General features: G+C 69.5%; 14 protein-coding genes, 3 tRNA genes and 1 pseudogene. 5 read left to right on the top strand and 13 right to left on the bottom strand.

Annotation, left to right across the window (positions count from 1 at the left end):
- Positions 1-77: 77 nt before the first annotated feature.
- The 5 genes from OG953_RS29575 to OG953_RS29555 form a co-directional block, all read right to left on the bottom strand.
- Positions 78-1,862, bottom strand: coding sequence for an ABC transporter ATP-binding protein (locus OG953_RS29575; RefSeq protein ID WP_405688090.1), 1,785 nt, complete (start codon positions 1,860-1,862; stop codon positions 78-80).
- A 230-nt stretch (positions 1,863-2,092) separates the two neighbouring features.
- The gene (locus tag OG953_RS29570) at positions 2,093-2,302 is read right to left on the bottom strand and encodes a hypothetical protein (protein ID WP_405688089.1); all 210 of its coding nucleotides are present in this window, start codon (positions 2,300-2,302) and stop codon (positions 2,093-2,095) included.
- Between the two features lie 489 nt (positions 2,303-2,791).
- A tRNA-Ile gene (locus tag OG953_RS29565) sits at positions 2,792-2,865 on the bottom strand.
- A gap of 234 nt (positions 2,866-3,099) precedes the next feature.
- A tRNA-Asn gene (locus OG953_RS29560) sits at positions 3,100-3,172 on the bottom strand.
- A gap of 5 nt (positions 3,173-3,177) precedes the next feature.
- Positions 3,178-3,250: transfer RNA gene (locus OG953_RS29555), tRNA-Asn, on the bottom strand.
- A gap of 181 nt (positions 3,251-3,431) precedes the next feature.
- Between OG953_RS29555 and OG953_RS29550 the strand changes: the two genes are divergently transcribed.
- From OG953_RS29550 to OG953_RS29535, 4 genes are all read left to right on the top strand, one after another.
- A complete protein-coding gene (locus tag OG953_RS29550) occupies positions 3,432-3,731 on the top strand; it encodes a YtxH domain-containing protein (protein WP_405688087.1) in 300 nt (99 codons plus the stop codon).
- 69 nt (positions 3,732-3,800) lie between these two features.
- Positions 3,801-5,246, top strand: coding sequence for an FGGY family carbohydrate kinase (locus OG953_RS29545; protein ID WP_405688086.1), 1,446 nt, complete (start codon positions 3,801-3,803; stop codon positions 5,244-5,246).
- A gap of 169 nt (positions 5,247-5,415) precedes the next feature.
- Positions 5,416-7,149: an ABC transporter ATP-binding protein gene (locus tag OG953_RS29540; protein ID WP_405688085.1), complete on the top strand. Its 1,734-nt coding sequence runs from the start codon at positions 5,416-5,418 to the stop codon at positions 7,147-7,149.
- Positions 7,149-9,080, top strand: coding sequence for an ABC transporter ATP-binding protein (locus OG953_RS29535; RefSeq protein ID WP_405688083.1), 1,932 nt, complete (start codon positions 7,149-7,151; stop codon positions 9,078-9,080). The genes OG953_RS29540 and OG953_RS29535 overlap by 1 nt, the downstream gene beginning before the upstream one ends.
- Before the next feature lie 150 nt (positions 9,081-9,230).
- Here the strand turns inward: OG953_RS29535 and OG953_RS29530 are convergent, their stop codons facing one another.
- From OG953_RS29530 to OG953_RS29495, 8 genes and pseudogenes are all read right to left on the bottom strand, one after another.
- Entirely contained in the window at positions 9,231-10,325 is a 1,095-nt protein-coding gene (locus OG953_RS29530; protein WP_405688082.1) for an RNA polymerase sigma factor, read from the bottom strand.
- Between the two features lie 274 nt (positions 10,326-10,599).
- Entirely contained in the window at positions 10,600-12,507 is a 1,908-nt protein-coding gene (dnaG, locus tag OG953_RS29525; RefSeq protein ID WP_405688080.1) for a DNA primase, read from the bottom strand.
- Positions 12,508-12,652: 145 nt separating this feature from the next.
- The gene (locus OG953_RS29520; RefSeq protein ID WP_405688079.1) at positions 12,653-13,912 is read right to left on the bottom strand and encodes an NAD(P)/FAD-dependent oxidoreductase; all 1,260 of its coding nucleotides are present in this window, start codon (positions 13,910-13,912) and stop codon (positions 12,653-12,655) included.
- A gap of 182 nt (positions 13,913-14,094) precedes the next feature.
- On the bottom strand, positions 14,095-15,405 hold the full coding sequence (locus OG953_RS29515; RefSeq protein WP_405692133.1) for a deoxyguanosinetriphosphate triphosphohydrolase: 1,311 nt from the start codon (positions 15,403-15,405) through the stop codon (positions 14,095-14,097).
- Positions 15,406-15,450: 45 nt separating this feature from the next.
- Positions 15,451-15,681 carry a hypothetical protein gene (locus OG953_RS29510; RefSeq protein WP_405688077.1) on the bottom strand — a complete coding sequence of 77 codons (231 nt, stop codon included), beginning with the start codon at positions 15,679-15,681 and terminating at the stop codon, positions 15,451-15,453.
- Between the two features lie 142 nt (positions 15,682-15,823).
- Positions 15,824-16,621, bottom strand: coding sequence for a Cof-type HAD-IIB family hydrolase (locus OG953_RS29505; RefSeq protein ID WP_405692131.1), 798 nt, complete (start codon positions 16,619-16,621; stop codon positions 15,824-15,826).
- A 55-nt stretch (positions 16,622-16,676) separates the two neighbouring features.
- Positions 16,677-16,733 (bottom strand): hypothetical protein, encoded by a 57-nt coding sequence (locus tag OG953_RS29500; RefSeq protein WP_405692129.1) that lies wholly within the window; start codon positions 16,731-16,733, stop codon positions 16,677-16,679.
- Positions 16,734-16,837: 104 nt separating this feature from the next.
- Positions 16,838-17,101 (bottom strand): annotated as a pseudogene (locus OG953_RS29495) (DUF6210 family protein); the annotation flags it as partial.
- A 503-nt stretch (positions 17,102-17,604) separates the two neighbouring features.
- On the opposite strand from OG953_RS29495, the gene OG953_RS29490 reads away from it, so the two are divergent.
- Positions 17,605-18,318, top strand: a complete 714-nt coding sequence (locus OG953_RS29490) for a vancomycin high temperature exclusion protein (protein ID WP_405688076.1) — start codon at positions 17,605-17,607, stop codon at positions 18,316-18,318.
- Positions 18,319-18,321: the final 3 nt, after the last annotated feature.

Genomic DNA, 18,321 nt, shown 5'->3' with positions numbered 1-18,321 from the left:
GCACAGCCTGTTCCCGGCCATTCCTCCACGTCAGGAGGCGCGACCGGTCGCGCAGTTCGCCGCCCGCTCCCGCCCGCCTACCGCCAGTGGATTCCTGACGGGCGGGCAGGCGAGTACACGGTGCCGTTATGCGGTTGTTGGTCACGGCGCTCGAACAGAGTGGCGTACAGACCTCTCCGGCCCAGGAGTTGGGTATGCGTGCCCGACTCCACCAGACGTCCCTCGTCCAGAACAAGGATGCGGTCGGCGTCCGCGGCAAGGGCCAGGTCGTGCGTGATCACGATGGTGGTGCGTCCCTCGGCAAGGCGCCGCAGCGGCGCGAGGATGCGCTGTGCGGCCATTCTGTCCAGTCCGGTGGTGGGCTCGTCGAGAAGGAGGACGGGCGCGTCGCGCAGCATGGCGCGGGCGATCGCGATGCGCTGCAGCTGGCCTCCGGAGAGCCGCGAAGTGCCGGTGGAAATGACGGTGTCATATCCCTCTGGCAGGGTACGGATGAACCCATGGGCGTCGGCCGCCTTCGCGGCTTCCACGACGTCACGGTGGCTCACATCCGTGCGCCCGCAGCCGATGTTCTCCTCGATGCTGTCGTGCAGGACGAGCGTGTCCTGGGGCAGCAGCGTGATGTTCCGGCGGAGGTAGGTCAGCGGCAGCTGGTCCACGGACACGCCGTCCAGCCGGATACTGCCGGCATCCGGGTCGTAGAACCTCAGCAGCAGAGCCGCCAGGGTCGACTTGCCCGCGCCACTGGGGCCGGTGACGACCAGCAGTTCCCCGGGGCTCGCGGTGAGCGAGAGATCCCGGAGAACCGGCTCGCTGCTGCCGGGGTAGTGGAAGAGGACCTGACACGCCTCCACCTCGCCGAGCGCGCGGTTGCGGGGCGGGGCGGGCACGGAGGCGGCCGGATCGGTGACGGCGGGCTCGGCGTCGAGGATCTCCAGCAGCCGTTCGGCTCCCGCGGTCGCGGCGGTGGCCGTCAGGCCCAGCTGGCCCAGGGAGCGGATCGGCGGGTAGAGGTAGCCGATGAAGGCGGCGAAGGCCAGCAGCTGTCCGAGCGTCATCCGCTGCTGGGAGATCTCCCACGCCCCCAGACCGATGATCGCCAGGACGCACAACGTTTCGAGGACCTCGACGAGTTGCTCGTAGAACTCGGTGAGACGGACAGCCTTCACCGCTGTCTTCAGCCGGATACGTGCCTTGCTGAGGAGCCGCTCCTCCTCGTCGTGCTGCCGGTTGTACGCCTGGGTCATGACGACGTTGACCAACGTCTCCTCGACCACTGCCGTGATGGCGCCGTCCGCCGCGCGGCCGCGCCGGGACACCGCTCTCAGGGGTCCGGCGAAACGGGTGGTCGTGAACCAGAAGAGCGGCACCATGACAAAGGTGGCCAGGGCCAGATCCCAGCGCAGCCACACGGCGGCGGCCGCGTAGAAGAGCGTACCGAACAGGGCCGAGGCCGCCCCGACGATGCCGGAGACCACGAGCGCTTCGATGGCTTCCACGTCACCCGTCAGCCGCTCCACCAGGTCACCGCGGCGGTTGCGTTGGTAGAAGTGCGGCGGGAGCGTCTGAAGATGGCTGAAGACACGGGCCCGCAGCCGCATCACGAAGCGTTCGGCGACCCAGGCCGCGATCGAGTTGCCCAGATATCCCACCACGGCACCGACGATGGCCACGGCGAGCCACTGGCCGGCGGGTTTCCAGAAGGCACTGACGGAGCCGGTCTGCAGAGCGGTGTCGGTGAGTTTGGCGAAGAGCAGAACCGTGATGGTCTCGGCGATGGCGGCCAGGACGGCGCACAGGAAGATGAGGACGAGCCAGCGCCGGTCGCCCTTGGTCAGGGGCCAGAAGCGCCGGAACGCCATGACGATACTGATGGGATCCGTGCGGATCGGAACATCCGTCACCGAGTCCTGAGAAGTCTCTTCGGGGGGCGCTGGGCGCCGGGATGAGCTGCGGGGGCGCATGGGCGTCACGTCACAGAGGTGCTCGGACTATGGACCATCTCCATAGGCGCGGACCCCAAAACCGCGAGGCCGACCCGCGCCGGAGCGCGAGCCCGCCTCGCTTTGGGGATGGTGTCGGGGATGTCGGGTCAGCGACCGTACCCGCCGCCGCCACCACGTCCGCCGCCGCCGCCGCCGCGTCCGTAACCGCCGCCGCCGCGTCCATAGCCGCCGCCGCCGCGTCCGTAACCGCCGCCGCCGCGTCCATAGCCGCCGCCGCCGCGTCCGTAACCGCCGCCGCCGCGTCCGTAGCCGTCGTGGTCCCTGTCCCTGTGGTCGAAGATGCTGCGTACGTTCATCTTCGTCTCCTTTGGAGGGTATCTGCGCCGCTCCTTGCTCTTGCTGCGGCACTACCGACACTACGACTGCCCCCTACGACCAACAAGTCGTACAAGCAGCAATTCGGATAAAAGTCACGAAATACCGTAAACCTTCGGAGCGTTGTCATAAGTGACTCTCTGGACACCCTCCAGAGCCAGGACCTGGACAGCCGTTCAGCTACGGGACACCTTTGCCCACGGCAAAGCTCGCCGCCAGAGCCTGAAGCAGGTCATCACATAGAGGACACGGGCCTGACGGACCCTTCGCGGCCGCACCACATCGCACACAACCGGGCGCGCCCGCAAGACCCCTGACGGCGTGAGAGCGCCGACCGGCGACGCGCCGGGGCCGCGGCGCGGACACTTGATCTTGGTCCGGGGCTATGGTGAGGGCCCCCACGGAATCCATGAGGGCCCTGCCGCCTGCATATGCGCAGGTCATAACGATTCTGCCGGGAACAGCGGCAGTGGGGCGGGTGGGACTCGAACCCACGGCCGACGGATTATGAGTCCGCTGCTCTAACCGGCTGAGCTACCGCCCCTTTTCGGCGTGGCGCGTACAAGTGTGCGCGCCGTCTGCCGCAGCATAGCCGGTCATACGATCTCTCGCTCCGGATGGTCGGCTTCGCATGACCACGAAGACCGCGCCACTCCCTGCCCGGTTCCGAACGGAGCGAAGTAGACGCGAAAAAGTCACGTGCACCCCACACGTACCACGGCGAAGAGCCGACGACAGGCACGCGAAAGAGGACCCCGCAGGGTCCTCTTTCGTTCCGCTCCCCCGACTGGACTCGAACCAGTAACCCTCCGGTTAACAGCCGAATGCTCTGCCAATTGAGCTACAGGGGATCGCGCTCCCCCGACTGGACTCGAACCAGTAACCTGCCGGTTAACAGCCGGCTGCTCTGCCAATTGAGCTACAGGGGATTGCTGCGTTTGCACCGAACCCTACCTGCCTGGCTCCTGCCGGGCGGCGCGCGTTCGCTGCGACACATACATTAGCGCAAGCAGGGGGGTGCTTTGCCAATCGGTATCGACCGGGGTGATCTCGGGTGCCCGCGGGTAGGCGGGCAGCACACGTCGCACTGAGCAAGGAAGGGTGGCAGCCATGCGGTACCGGCTCACGTTCATCGCCGGACTGGCCCTCGGATACGTGATCGGCGCGCGGGCCGGGCGCGAGCGTTACGAGCAGCTGAAGAAGTCCGCACGTCAGTTCGCCCAGAATCCGGCCGTGCGCAATACCGCCGAGTCCGCGGCACAGAGCGGGCGCGATCTGGCCGGCAAGGCTTACCACGCGGTCAGCGACAAGGTCGGCGAGAAGGTGCCCGCCTCGGTGGCCGACCGGGTGCGCTCGCTGCGGGACCGCGGCCAGAACGGCGAGGACGACTGGGGCACCACCAACACCTAGTCGGGACCGCCCGCCCACTGCCGCGCCACCGGTACGGAAACGCTCCGGCGGTGCGGCAGAATCTTGGGCATGGGCATAGTCGCGGGCTTGGACAGTTCTTCCGCCTTCACACACATCGTCGTCTGCGATACGGACACGGGCGCCGTGCTGCGCCGGGGGTACGCCGCACACCCCGTCGAGGCGAAGGCCACCGAGGTCGACCCGCAGGCGTGGCTGCTCTCGCTCGGTGAGGCCGCCACCGGAGGACTGCTCGAAGGCGTGCAGGCCATCGGTGTCTCCGCACAGCAGCACGGTCTGGTGCCGCTGGACCACCAGGGCAATCTCGTACGCCCTGCGCTGCTCGGCAATGACAGGCGGGCGCAGGTTGCCGCGGCCGATCTGATCGACGCGCTCGGCGGGCGGCAGTCCTGGGCCGAGGCGGTCGGATCGGTGCCGCAGGCCGCGCAGCCGGTGTCGAAGCTGCGCTGGCTGGCGCGGACCGAGCCGGAGTCGGCCCAGCGCGTGGCCTCGGTGCTGCAGCCGCACGACTGGCTTGTGTGGCAGCTGCTGGGGCGGCCGGCCCGGCGGACCACCGACCGGGGCGCCGCGTCCGGCACCGGTTACTGGTCGGCGGGCAGTGGTGCCTACCGGCCCGACCTGGTGGAGCTCGCGCTCGGGCACCAGGCGGCGCTGCCCGAGGTGCTCGGCCCCTCCGATGCGGCCGGGACGACGCCCGAGGGGCTGCTGATCTCCGCGGGGACCGGCGAGACGATGGCGGCGGCGTTCGGGCTCGGGGTCGGGGCCGGCGATGCGGTGGTGTCGCTGGGCGCATCGGGTTCGGTCATGGCGGTGCACCATGAGGCGCTGTCCGATCCGAGCGGGATGATCACTTCGTTCGCGGACGCGACCGGGATGCATCTGCCGGTGGTGTACACGTCGAATGCGGTACGTGCGTTGCGCGGGTCCGTCGAGATGCTGGGCGTGGAGGGGCTGGAGGAGCTGTCCGCGCTGGCGCTGAAGTCGACGCCGGGCGCCTCCGGGCTCGTACTCCTGCCGTATCTGGAGGGCGAGCGCACCCCGCATCTGCCGCACGCGGCGGGGACGCTGTGCGGGCTGCGGCGCGAGTCGATGAAGCCGGAGCATCTGGCGCGGGCGGCCTTCGAGGGAATGCTGTGCTCGCTGGCCGACGCGCTCGATGTACTGCGCGGCCGCGGTGTCGAGGTGCGGCGGGTGTTCCTGCTGGGGGCGGCGGCCGAACTGCCCGCAGTGCAGGGGCTCGCGCCCGCACTGTTCGGTACGCAGGTGGTCGTGCCGCAGCCCGCCGAGTACGCGGCGCTGGGCGCGGCCCGGCAGGCGGCCTGGGCACTGGGGGTCTCGCAGGGGACGGCCGATCCGCTCACTCCCCCTGCCTGGCAGGGTGCCGCGGCGCAGGTGCTGGAGCCGGGCGAGGAGCCGGCGGTCGGCCGGGCGGTGCGCCAGCAGTACGTGGCCACGCGCGACCAGATTCATCCGGGGGCGTTCGACTCCGCGCCCTGAGCCGGCCACCCTGCGTGACATGACCGGGTACACCTGACGGAGATCGATCTTCAGCATATGTACTCGGTCTTTTTTTTGACCTGGTCTTGAATAAAATCGTTCGCAGTCCCAGTCGGGGGTACCGGAAAATGGGTCGACTCCCGACCTCTGCCGACTCCGAGAGACACGCGTGCTCATAAAACTCCTGCGGGCCTATCTCGGTCCGTACAAGAAACCCATCCTGCTCCTGGTCCTCCTCCAACTCCTGCAGACCTGCGCCAGCCTCTATCTGCCCACGCTGAACGCCGACATCATCGACAACGGTGTCGTCAAGGGGGACACGGGCTACATCCTGGAGTTCGGCGGCATCATGATCGCCGTCAGCATCGCCCAGGTGGTCTGCAACATGGGGGCCGTCTATTACGGCGCCCGCACCGCGTCCGCCCTCGGCCGTGATGTCCGGGCGTCGATCTTCGACCGGGTGCAGTCGTTCTCGGCGCGTGAGGTCGGGCGGTTCGGCGCACCCTCGCTGATCACACGTACGACCAATGACGTCCAGCAGGTCCAGATGCTGGTGCTGATGACGTTCACCCTGATGGTGTCGGCGCCGATCATGTGCGTCGGCGGCATCATCATGGCGCTCGGCCAGGACGTCCCGCTTTCGGCCGTGCTGCTCGCGGTGGTGCCGGTGCTCGGCATCGCGGTGAGCCTGATCGTCAAGCGGATGCGGCCGCTGTTCCGCACCATGCAGGAGCGGGTCGACACCGTGAACCGGGTGCTGCGCGAGCAGATCACCGGCAACCGCGTGATCCGCGCCTTCGTCCGTGACCGTTACGAGGAGGAGCGTTTCCGCGGCGCCAACAACGAGCTGACCGATGTGGCGCTGTCCACGGGCCGGCTGATGGCGCTGATGTTCCCGACCGTGATGACGGTCGTGAATGTGTCCTCGATCGCCGTGGTCTGGTTCGGTGCCCACCGCATCGACAGCGGCGGCATGGAGATCGGCGCGCTGACCGCGTTCCTCGCCTATCTGATGCAGATCGTCATGTCGGTGATGATGGCCACCTTCATGTTCATGATGGTGCCGCGCGCCGAGGTCTGTGCCGAGCGCATCCAGGAGGTCCTGGAGACCGAGTCGAGCGTGGTTCCGCCGGTCGAGCCGGTCCGCGAGCTGCGCGCCCACGGGCATCTGGAGGTCCGCGGCGCGGACTTCCGCTACCCCGGCGCCGAGGAGCCGGTGCTGCGGTCGGTGGATCTGGTGGCCCGTCCCGGCGAGACCACCGCGATCATCGGGTCGACGGGCAGCGGCAAGTCGACGCTGCTCGGACTCGTACCGCGGCTGTTCGATGTGACGGACGGCCAGGTACTGGTCGACGGCACGGACGTACGGACGCTGGAGCCGGCGCTGCTGGCGAAGACCGTGAGTCTCGTTCCGCAGAAGCCGTATCTGTTCTCCGGGACGGTCGCGACGAATCTGCGGTACGGAAACCCGGACGCCACCGACGAGGAGCTGTGGCACGCGCTGGAGGTCGCGCAGGCCAAGGAGTTCGTCGAGGCGCTGGAACACGGCCTGCACGCGCCGATCGCGCAGGGCGGCACCAATGTCTCCGGCGGACAGCGGCAGCGTCTGGCGATCGCCAGGACGCTGGTGCAGCGGCCGGAGATCTACCTCTTCGACGACTCGTTCTCCGCGCTCGACTACGCGACCGACGCCGCACTGCGCGGGGCGCTCTCGCAGGAGACGGCCGAGGCCACCGTGGTGATCGTGGCGCAGCGGGTGTCCACCATCCGTGACGCCGACCGGATCCTGGTGCTGGACGAGGGCCGGGTCGTCGGCTCCGGCACCCATCACGAGCTGATGGACGGCAATGACACGTACCGGGAGATCGTGCTCTCCCAGCTGACGGAAGCGGAGGCCGCGTAATGGCCGGGCCTGGCGGACGCATGATGGCGGGCGGGGCGCCGACCGACCGGTCCATGGACTTCAAGGGGTCATCGAAGCGGCTGCTGAAACGCTTCGCCACGGAGAAGACCTCGCTGTACGTGATGCTGGCGGCCTGTGTGCTGAGCGTCGGCCTGTCGGTGGTCGGACCGAAGATCCTCGGCAGGGCGACCGACCTGGTGTTCGCCGGGGTCATAGGCCGGAGCATGACGGAGGGAACGACCAAGGAACAGGCCGTCGAGGGCCTGCGCAGGACCAACAGCGGCCTCGCCGACATGCTCTCCGGGGTGGACTTCACACCCGGTCACGGCATCGACTTCGGTGCGGTGGGCGACGTACTGCTGGCTGCGCTGGTGGTCTACGTCGGTGCCGGGCTGCTGATGCTGGTGGCGACCAGGCTGTCGATCCGGATCATCAACCGGGTCGTGTTCCAGCTGCGCGAGGACATCCAGACGAAGCTGTCGCGGCTGCCGCTGTCCTACTTCGACCGGGCCAAGCGCGGCGAGGTACTCAGCCGGGCGACGAACGACATCGACAACATCTCGCAGACGATGCAGCAGACGATGGGCCAGCTCATCAACTCCCTGCTCACCATCGTCGGCGTACTGATCATGATGTTCTGGGTCTCGCCGCTGCTGGCGCTGGTCGCACTGGTGACGGTGCCGCTCTCGGTGGTCGTGGCGACAAAGGTCGGCAAGCGGTCGCAGCCCCAGTTCGTGCAGCAGTGGAAGGTGACGGGCAAGCTCAACGCCCATATCGAGGAGATGTACACCGGGCACACCCTGGTGAAGGTCTTCGGCCGGCAGGAGGAGTCCGCGAAGGACTTCGCCGAGCAGAACGAGGCGCTCTACGAGGCGGGCTTCAAGGCGCAGTTCAACAGCGGGATCATGCAGCCGCTGATGATGTTCGTCTCCAACCTGAACTATGTGCTGATCGCCGTCGTCGGTGGTCTGCGGGTCGCTTCGGGTTCGCTGTCGATCGGTGATGTGCAGGCCTTCATCCAGTACTCGCGGCAGTTCTCGATGCCGCTGACCCAGGTCGCCTCGATGGCGAACCTGGTGCAGTCGGGTATCGCGTCGGCCGAGCGGATCTTCGAGCTGCTGGACGCCGAGGAGCAGGAAGCCGATCCCGCGCCCGGTACGGGCGAGCGCCCCGAGGAGCTGCGGGGCAGCGTCTCGCTGGAGAAGGTGTCGTTCCGTTACGACCCGGAGAAGCCGCTCATCGAGGATCTGTCGCTGAACGTCGAACCGGGTCACACGGTCGCGATCGTCGGCCCGACCGGCGCCGGCAAGACCACGCTCGTCAATCTGCTGATGCGGTTCTACGAGGTGACGGGCGGCCGGATCACCCTCGACGGGGTCGACGTGGCGAACATGTCGCGCGACGACCTGCGGTCGGGGATCAGCATGGTCCTCCAGGACACCTGGCTGTTCGGCGGGTCGATCGCGGAGAACATCGCGTACGGCGCTTCGCGCGAGGTCACCCGGGAGGAGATCGAGGAGGCGGCGAAGGCGGCCCACGCCGACCGTTTCATCCGCACCCTGCCGGACGGCTACGACACGGTGATCGACGACGAGGGCTCCGGCGTCAGCGCGGGCGAGAAGCAGTTGATCACCATCGCGCGGGCGTTCCTGTCCGACCCGGTGATCCTGGTGCTCGACGAGGCGACGAGCTCCGTCGACACCCGTACCGAGGTACTGATCCAGAAGGCGATGGCGCGCCTGGCGCACGGTCGTACGAGCTTTGTGATCGCGCACCGGCTCTCCACCATCCGGGATGCCGACGTCATCCTGGTGATGGAGAACGGCTCGATCGTCGAACAGGGCACGCACGACGAACTGCTGGATGCCGAGGGCGCGTACGCCCGGCTGTATTCGGCACAGTTCGCGCAGGCGGTCGCCGAGGTCGACTAGAAGAAGCAGTCAGCGCATGAGGAGGGCCCGTACCGCCGGCCGGCGGTACGGGTCCTCCTTCTTCGGGCCCGACCGGGCCACTCTCATGGGCGAGGTGCCGACCCGACCCGCCCAGCGGCGGTGCCCGTACGGCCCGGCGTCCCTGCGGGGTCAGTCGAGGTAGCCGCGAAGCTGGTCGGCGAAGGCGTGGTCCCGCAGCTTGTTGAGTGTCTTGGACTCGATCTGGCGGATGCGTTCGCGTGTCACGCCGAAGATCCTGCCTATCTCCTCAAGTGTGCGGGGCCGCCCGTCGGCCAGCCCGTAGCGCAGCTGGACCACCTTGCGCTCACGCTCGTTCAGGGTGGAGAGCACCGCTTCCAGGTGCTCGCGCAGCAGCAGGAACGCGGCCGACTCGACCGGGGACGCGGCGTCGCCGTCCTCGATCAGGTCACCGAGGGCGACATCCTCCTCCTCGCCGACCGGGGCGTGCAGCGAGACGGGTTCCTGGGCGAGCCGCAGGACTTCGCCGACCCGTTCCGGGGTGAGGTCGAGCTGGTCGGCGACCTCCTCGGGCGTCGGCTCGTAGCCGCGCTCCTGGAGCATCCGGCGCTGGACCCGTACGACGCGGTTGATCAGTTCGACGACATGGACCGGGACCCGTATGGTCCGCGCCTGGTCGGCGAGGGCGCGGGACATGGCCTGCCGGATCCACCAGGTCGCGTACGTCGAGAACTTGTAGCCCCGGGCGTAGTCGAACTTCTCGACCGCCCTGATCAGTCCGAGATTTCCCTCCTGGACCAGATCGAGCATGGTCAGCCCGCGGCCGACATAGCGTTTGGCGACGGAAACAACGAGGCGGAGGTTGGCCTCGATGAGACGGCGCTTGGCCATCCGCCCCATGACCACCAACCGGTCGAGATCGACGGCCAGTCGGGTGTCCGGGTCCGGGGTGCTCGCGAGCCGTTCCTCGGCGAAGAGACCGGCCTCGACGCGGCGGGCGAGCTCCACCTCGTCGGCGGCCGTGAGCAGCGCAATCCGGCCGATCTCCCGCAGATACTGGCGGAAGAGATCGGAGGACGGGCCGGAGGTCTCCGGGCGGCCCCGCGGCTCAGGCGTTTCGGGCGCCTCCGGCAACTCCTCCATGAGTGCCTCGGGTGGATCGGATGGTGTCTGCGGCTCCACCGCGGCCTCCGGATGATGCACGGCCCGGTTCTGCGCGGGTATTGCCGAGACATGCTCGGTTTCGGTCAGGGTCCGGGTCTGCACGGGGGCGACCTCCAGGTGATCGCTGCCGGATCGCGGGGGTGGAGGACCACCGTTCGGTGGGCCGGCCGCGCTCCGATGACTCAGGCACCGCCCCCCAGTGTGGGGGAAGACACATCGCTGCCACGAGGGGCGTGCGGGGACTTTCTGAGTCCGGTCCGTGACCGAGCGGTTACGGGGACGGGTGGGTTCTTCGAGCCCGTCCGGCGATCGAGGACGGAACTGCGACCGGACGGACCCGGTGCGACGTCCCGGGTCGCGGCGCCGGAACCTCGCGTCAGAGCGCGTCGGCGCCGTTGTTGCGCAGGGCCTGTGCGTACTGCTGGAGGACCCAGACCTCGTTCTGCGCGGCCGCGAGATGGTCCGGGGCGACATTGCTGCCGAGACGGGCGAGGCTGCCCTGTACGTCGTTGATCCGGCGGTCGACGGCGCGCAGGCGGACCTGGACGAGCTGCATGCCCGCGTAGGTCTCGTCGATGGTCTTGCCGTGGAAGACCTCCACCGCCAGCTCGGTGACCAGATTGCGCACCGTGTCGTTGGGGGCCGCATCCAGCACCTGAACGAGGTATTCGCGGGTCTCCGGGACACCCATCTCGGCGCCGCCCGCCTCCGCGACACACTGCCGGACCGCGGCGTACGGCGGGGCGGTGAACTCGTCGGCCCCGTAGGCGTCGAAGGCCGGTGAGACGAGGGCGGGTTTCTGCAGGGCGAGCTTGAGCAGCTCGCGCTCGGTGCGGTGGGCGGGGCTGCGGAGGTTGAGGGCGGGGCCCGAGGGGGCGGCGGGCGTCCGGACCTGCTGGGGCTGGGGGCCACCGCGGGACGGGCCCTGCGCGGGGCCCCGCTGCTCGCCCCGCTCGCGGGCCCAGCGGGCGAGCTGGCCGACGCGCTTGACCACGAACTGGGTGTCCAGGATTCCGAGCATGCCGGCCAGCTGCACGGCGACCTCGTGCTGCGAGGAGCTGTTCTTGATCCGGGCGACGACGGGTGCCGCCTCGTCGAGCGCGGCGCCGCGGCCGGCCGGGGTCTCCAGGTCGTACCGGCCGACGATCTGGCGGAGCGCGAACTCGAAGAGCGGGGTGCGGGGTTCGACCAGGTCACGGACGGCCTCGTCACCCTTGGCCAGGCGCAGATCGCACGGGTCCATGTTGTCCGGGGCGATCGCGATGTACGTCTCGGCGGCGAACTTCTGGTCGTCCTCGAAGGCGCGCAGGGCGGCCTTCTGCCCGGCCGCGTCACCGTCGAAGGTGAAGATCACCCGGGCGCTGCCGTTGTCCATCAGGAGGCGGCGCAGGATCTTGATGTGGTCGCCGCCGAAGGCCGTACCGCAAGTGGCGATGGCGGTGGTGATCCCGGCGAGATGGCAGGCCATGACGTCGGTGTAGCCCTCGACGACCACGGCCCGGCTGGCCTTCGCGATGTCCTTCTTCGCCAGGTCGATGCCGTACAGCACCTGGGACTTCTTGTAGATCGCGGTCTCGGGGGTGTTGAGGTACTTCGGTCCGTTGTCGTCGTCGCGCAGCTTGCGGGCGCCGAAGCCGACGACATCGCCGGAGGTGTCGCTGATCGGCCACATCAGCCGGCCGCGGAATCGGTCGATGGGGCCGCGCCTGCCGTCCTGGGAGAGGCCGGAGGTGATCAGTTCCTTGTCGCTGAAGCCCTTGCCGCGCAGATAGCGGGTGAGGTGGTCCCAGCCCGCCGGGCTGTAGCCGACGCCGAAATGGGCGGCCGCCGCCTGGTCGAAGCCGCGCTCGGCGAGGAACTTCCGGCCGATCTCGGCCTCGGGGCCATCCAGCTGGTCGACATAGAACTGGGCTGCCACCTTGTGCGCCTCGACCAGCCGGATGCGCTCACCGCGCTGGTGGGAGGGGTTGTACCCGCCCTCCTCGTACCGCAGGGTGATGCCCGCCTTGGCGGCGAGCCGCTCGACCGTCTCGGAGAACGAGAGATGGTCGATCTTCATCACGAAGGCGATCGTGTCGCCGCCCTCCTGGCAACCGAAGCAGTGGAAGAGACCCTTGCTCGGACTGACCTGGAAGGAGGGGGACTTCTCGTCGTGGAACGGGCAGAGGCCCTTGAGGTTGCCACCGCCGGCGTTGCGCAGCTGGAGATACTCGGAAACGACGGCGTCGATCGGGACCGCGTCCCGTACCGCCTTCACATCGTCGTCATTGATCCTGCCTGCCACGGGTGAAGTCTACGGGTGGGTTACGACAGCTGTGCCGCGCGGCGATGTGATCCGTGGAACCCGGCGGCGAGGGCGCCCGGCGGGTGCCGTACGGCTCAGCCGTCCCGTCCGGGGCCGCCGGGCGGAACGGCCGGCTCGGCTCGGCTCACTTCAGGGAGACCAGCGGTACCGACGGATCCGCCAGCGCGTCCGGGTCGACCTGCCGGCCGGACCGGATCAGCTCCTGCACGGTCTCGGTGACGTCCCACACGTTGACGTTCATCCCGGCCAGTACCCGGCGGTCCTTCAGCCAGAAGGCGATGAACTCGCGCTTCCCCGCATCGCCGCGAATGACCACCTGGTCGTAGCTGCCCGGCGGCGCCCAGCCGGAGTATTCGAGGCCGAGGTCGTACTGGTCGGAGAAGAAGTACGGCACCCGGTCGTAACTTACGTCCTGGCCGAGCATGGCGCGGGCCGCGGCCGGGCCGCTGTTCAGCGCGTTCGCCCAGTGCTCCACGCGCAGCCGGGCGCCGAGCATCGGATGGGCCACGTTGGCGACGTCACCGGCCGCGAAAATGTGCGGGTCACAGGTGCGCAGGGAGGCGTCGACGGCGATGCCGCCACCGTCCTTGCGCGCGGCGATGTCGAGCCCCGCGGCTTCGGCGAGGGCGGTGCGGGGGGCGGCACCGATCGCGGCGAGCACGTCGTGGGCGGGGTGCTCCTCGCCGTCGTCGGTGCGGACCGCGAGGACCAGGCCGTCCTGGCCGATGATCTCGGTGAGGCGGACGCCGAAGTGGAAGCGGACACCGTGGTCACTGTGCAGATCGGTGAAGATCTGGCCCAGTTCGGGCCCGACGACCTGATGCAGTGGCGTCGGCTCCGGTTCGACGACAGTGACCTCGGCGCCGTAACCGCGCGCCGCCGCCGCGACCTCCAGGCCGATCCAGCCGGCCCCGGCGATCACCAGATGGCCGTTGTCGCGGCCGAGGGCGGCCAGTACGTTGCGCAGCCGGTCCGAGTGGGCGAGACGGCGCAAATGGTGGACTCCGGCCAGGTCCGTACCCGGAATGGGGAGGCGGCGCGGCTCGGCCCCGGTGGCGAGCAGCAGCTTGTCGTAGTGGACGACGGTGCCGTCGCCGAGCTGTACGGAGCGGGCCTCCCGGTCGAGGCTGGTGACGGGCTGGCCCAGGTGGAGCTCGATGTCGGCGCCCGCGTACCAGGCGGTCTCGTGGACGAAGACGCTGTCCCGTTCCTCCTTGCCGGTCAGGTAGCCCTTGGAGAGCGGAGGCCGTTCGTACGGATGGTCGCGTTCATCGCCGAGAAGGATCACCCGGCCGCTGAAACCCTCCGCCCGGAGTGTCTCGGCTGCCTTCGCTCCTGCCAGTCCTCCGCCGACGATGACGAACGTCCGATGTGCGTCGACCACTTGATGCCTCCTCGGTGCTTGCTGCGCGGGGCCCAACTGCGAGCGTCCCGCACGCAGCGTGATGGCGAAAGAGGGTGTACACCGATCAGGTCACACCCAGTGGTCACAGGCCGGTCTGCGCGGCTCGGTCGATACCGCGCCGTGCGGCTCGCAGACGCGGCCGGCCGGGGACGGGACTCCGGTCAGCGGCGGCGACCGGTGAGCGATGCGTGCAGGGAGCGCGCGGAGGCGTCGGTCAGGGCGGCGATCTGGTCGACCAGGACCCGCTTGCGGGCCCTGTCGTCGTGGGCGGCGTAGAACAGTGCCCGGAACTGTGGCTCCAGCCCCTCCGGGGCACGTGCGGTCAGCGCGGCGGCCAGTTCCGCGATGACGATCCGCTGGTCGGCGCGGATGGCCTCCTGCTCGGCGCGCTGCATGACGTACCGGTCGGCGACCGCCTTGAGCACCGCGCATTCGTTGCGTGCCTCGCGGGGGACGACGAGCTCGGCGCCGTACCGGCCGAGGCGGCCCGTCCCGTACGCCAGCCGGGTGCTGCTCTCGGCGGCGAGACAGAACCGGCCGATCAGCTGACTCGTCGCATCTTTCAGCCGGGCCTGGGCGACGGCGGAGCCGTCGTAGCCGTGCGGCCACCAGTCCTGGCCGATGAGCCGGTCCAAAGCGTCGGCCAGCTCCTCGGGGGCGGTGTCCGCCGGGACGTAGCGGCCGATGGCGACCGCCCAGATCTCGTTCCGCTCGGGCTCGGCGTAGAGACAATTGGGGTCGATGTGCCCGGCGTGCAGCCCGTCCTCGAAGTCGTGCACCGAGTACGCGACGTCGTCGGACCAGTCCATGACCTGGGCCTCGAAGCACTTGCGGTTCTTCGGGGCGCCCTGGCGGGCCCACTCGAAGACCGGCAGGTCGTCCTCGTACACCCCGAATTTCGGCGAGCCGGGGTCGAAGGGATGCCTGCCACGCGGCCACGGGTACTTGGTGGCCGCGTCCAGAGCGGCACGGGTCAGGTTGAGTCCGACGCTGACCAGCTCGCCGGTCCGGGTGTCGGGCACGAACCGCTTCGGTTCGAGCCTGGTCAGCAGGCGCAGCGACTGGGCGTTGCCCTCGAAGCCCCCGCAGTCCGACGCGAAGTCGTTGAGCGCCTGCTCCCCGTTGTGTCCGAACGGCGGGTGGCCCAGGTCATGGGCGAGGCAGGCCGTCTCGACCAGATCGGGGTCGCAGCCGAGCGCCGCCCCGAGTTCGCGGCCGACCTGGGCGCATTCCAGGGAGTGCGTGAGCCGGGTACGCGGGCTGGCGTCCCAGGCGTGGCTGCGGGTGCCGGGGGTGACGACCTGGGTCTTCCCGGCGAGCCGGCGCAGCGCGGCGGAGTGCAGCACTCGGGCGCGGTCACGCTGGAATGCGGTACGACCGGGCCGTTTGTCCGGCTCGGTGTCCCAGCGCTCGGCGTCGGCCGCACCGTAGGGGGCCATGCCGTGGTCCTGCGTTCCCTGCGTACCGTCCATGCCGTCCATGGTTCCGACAGTAAACGGCCGGGCCGACAGGAGGGCTCAGGCGGTTGCGCGGCGGGCGGCTCGGGGAAGGCGCTGTTCGGTCGTCGCGGCCCCGGCCGCGAACCGCCGGACAGGCCCTGATCCGGGGGCCCGGGCGGCCCGTCGGGTTCCGTTCAGGGAGACGAGGCCGAGCTGGGTGCCGAGCTGTGCGGTGATGCGGGTCAACAGTTGCGCCGTGCTGTCGAGGGGCAGGGACTCATCGGGATGTGCCGGTGCCGACTCCGTCATGGACCGATGGTGCAGGGCCGAGGTTGCCGCACCGTTGCGTAAGGGTGACGGGTGCTTTCCGCGGGCGCATCGTGCGGTCGGGGCGGTGTCGGGCGGGGTATCGGTTCAGTCGGGGTCTCGATGCCGGGCGGGGGTCTCGGTGTCAGGCCGCGCCGCCGAAGAGCCGCTCGATGACGTGCGCGACCCCGTCCTCCTCGTTGGAGAGCGTGTGCGTCCGTATGGCGGCCAGCACACTCGGGTGGGCGTTGCCCATCGCGTAGCCGGTGCCGGCCCAGTCGAGGACGGTCAGGTCGTTGGGCATGTCGCCGAAGGCGATGACCTCCGTGGCATCGATGCCCCGGCCGGCGCACAGCATCGAGAGGGTGCCGGCCTTGGTGACGCCGGACGCGCTGATCTCCAGCAGCCCGCGCCCGCCGGAGTGGGTGAGCTGTACCTCGTCGCCCGCCCCTTCCTCGGCAGCGGCCAGCAGGGCGTCCGCGTCGAGCCGGTCCGACCAGGCGAGCAGCTTGGTGACGGGGACGTCGGTCAGCCACAGATCCGCCAGCGACGGTACGGGCAGTTCGGCGTCGATGTCCTCGGAGAGCCGCAGCCGGTAGGCGGGTTCGTACAGGACGTGGCTGCCGGTCTCCAGGGCGAAGCCGATCTCGGGCACGGCGGCGGCGAGCGCGGTGGCCACGCGCCGGGCGGTGGCGAGGGGCAGGGCGCGGGAGGAGACGACGGTGCGCGTCCCGATGTCGTACACCAGCGCCCCGTTGCTGCACACGGCTGTCCCCTCGAGACCGGCGGCCTCGGCGAGCCGGTCGACGAATCTGGGTGGCCGGGCGGTGACGAGGACGACCTGCGTACCGGCGCTCTCGGCCGTGCGCAGGGCGCGCAGGGTGCGGGGCGAGAGGGTGCCGTCGTTGCGCAGGAGCGTGCCGTCGAGATCGGAGGCGATCAGCCGTGGAAGCAACATTGTCCGATGCTACTGGGCGTCCTCCGGACAATCGCCGGTCTCAGTCCGAGTTGCACCAGAGCAGCACACCCGGCCCGTCCGGGGTGAGCACCGGCACCCATGCCTCGTCCGTCTCGTCCAACCGGCTCTCGTCCCGGCGCAGTTCGTGGGGCTGGTGTCCACGCCGTCGCAGAGCCGGTAGAGGGTGTCCCCGGCCGCGCTGCGCAGGGTGGCCCGCTCATCCGGCGTCCAGGGGCGGTTCCTCGTACCCGCACCGCGGAAGTACTGCTCGAAGAGCTGCCGCAGCGCGCCGAGTTCGTCGGGCGAGCGCACCGGTACGAGGACCCCCTCGGCCTCGCCCTGCCGACATGCCGTACCGCCGTACTGCTGCTGGTAGACGACCCCGGTGGGGGCCGTCACCACCACATACAGCCAGTCGGCGGCCGCACCGTCGGGGTCGAGGAACACATGGCGCGGGGAAGACATGGGGTCGGCGTGGCGGGCACCGGGCGCGTACTCAATGGGTTTTCCGGGCCGCCCGTTCGGCTGCCGCGTGCCACCACGCCGGGGCAGGCGGGAATCCTGGCCGCGAGGTCGGCCGGCTGGGATGGAGGCCGAGCGGAATCAGCGCTGAAGCCCGGACGCGGACGGTGATCCAGCCATGCCAGTGGCCGTCCGGGCCCGGGCCGCAGGCCAGGTCGACGTGCAGGTCGTCGGCGGCGAACGGCATCCAGTCGATACCCCGGTCCCGCAGTCAAGCGCGGACGGCAGCCGCGGGATGCGGTCGGCCCTTCAGATTCTCGTACGCGGCGACGGTCACCCAGTCGTCCGTCCCGGTTCCAGGTCGGTTCATGACGGCCATCATGCCCGAGTGTCTGCGGCACGATCGGAAACGGTTACGAAATCAATGAAATCGGGAGATGGAGAACCCTTTCTCCCCGTCGCTCGTCTCATGTGGCACGGCACAGGGCGCGAACAGGGGGACACCCATGCGGGAGAAGCAGCCGGGGCGACTGGGGCGGCTCGGGCGGTTGCGGCCGCGATGGCCGCGGACGCGGCGCGGGCAGCGAAGGCTCGTGCAGGGGGTGATGGTCGCCTGTGTCGCGGCGCTGGCGCCCGCGACCTGGATGTACTCCGTGGCCGACGCCCGCGTCAGAACGACCGCGGACGCGCCCGCGCAGCAGGTCGCCATGGTGTTCGGGGCCGGTCTCTGGGAGGGCAGGCCCTCGCCGTATCTCGCGAACCGGCTGAACGCCGCCGCCGAGCTGTACCGGGTCGGGAAGGTGAAGGTCGTGCTCGTGACCGGTGACAACAGCCGGAAGGAGTACGACGAGCCGGACGCCATGCGCACGTATCTCAGGGCGCACGGGGTGCCGGACGAGCGGATCGTGAGCGACTTCGCCGGGTTCGACACCTGGGACTCGTGCGTTCGGGCCAAGAAGATCTTCGGCGTCGACCGCGCGGTGCTGGTGAGCCAGGGGTTCCACATCCGGCGGGCGATCGCACTGTGCCGGACCGCGGGGATCGATGCGTACGGGGTCGGCGTCGACGCCGTACACGATGCGACCTGGTACTACGGCGGGACACGGGAGATGTTCGCGGCCGGGAAGGCGGCGCTGGATGCCGTGTTCAGGCCCGACCCGCACTTCCTGGGGCCGGAGGAGCCCGGGGTCGAAGAGGCCCTGGCGGCGGACGGGCGCTGAGGG

It is taken from the genome of Streptomyces sp. NBC_00057, from assembly GCF_045041165.1.
GTDB lineage: Bacteria > Actinomycetota > Actinomycetes > Streptomycetales > Streptomycetaceae > Streptomyces.
This window is presented reverse-complemented; position numbering and strand designations above follow the sequence as displayed.

What these genes read in the sequence shown, in the direction of transcription:
- OG953_RS29550 (WP_405688087.1), top strand. Translation starts at nt 3,432, where the DNA reads ATGCGGTACCGGCTCACGTTCATCGCCGGACTGGCCCTCGGATACGTG.
- OG953_RS29510 (WP_405688077.1), bottom strand. Translation starts at nt 15,681, where the DNA reads ATGACGGAGTCGGCACCGGCACATCCCGATGAGTCCCTGCCCCTCGAC.
- OG953_RS29570 (WP_405688089.1), bottom strand. Translation starts at nt 2,302, where the DNA reads ATGAACGTACGCAGCATCTTCGACCACAGGGACAGGGACCACGACGGC.
- OG953_RS29490 (WP_405688076.1), top strand. Translation starts at nt 17,605, where the DNA reads ATGCGGGAGAAGCAGCCGGGGCGACTGGGGCGGCTCGGGCGGTTGCGG.
- OG953_RS29515 (WP_405692133.1), bottom strand. Translation starts at nt 15,405, where the DNA reads ATGGACGGTACGCAGGGAACGCAGGACCACGGCATGGCCCCCTACGGT.
- OG953_RS29545 (WP_405688086.1), top strand. Translation starts at nt 3,801, where the DNA reads ATGGGCATAGTCGCGGGCTTGGACAGTTCTTCCGCCTTCACACACATC.
- OG953_RS29575 (WP_405688090.1), bottom strand. Translation starts at nt 1,862, where the DNA reads ATGGCGTTCCGGCGCTTCTGGCCCCTGACCAAGGGCGACCGGCGCTGG.
- OG953_RS29535 (WP_405688083.1), top strand. Translation starts at nt 7,149, where the DNA reads ATGGCCGGGCCTGGCGGACGCATGATGGCGGGCGGGGCGCCGACCGAC.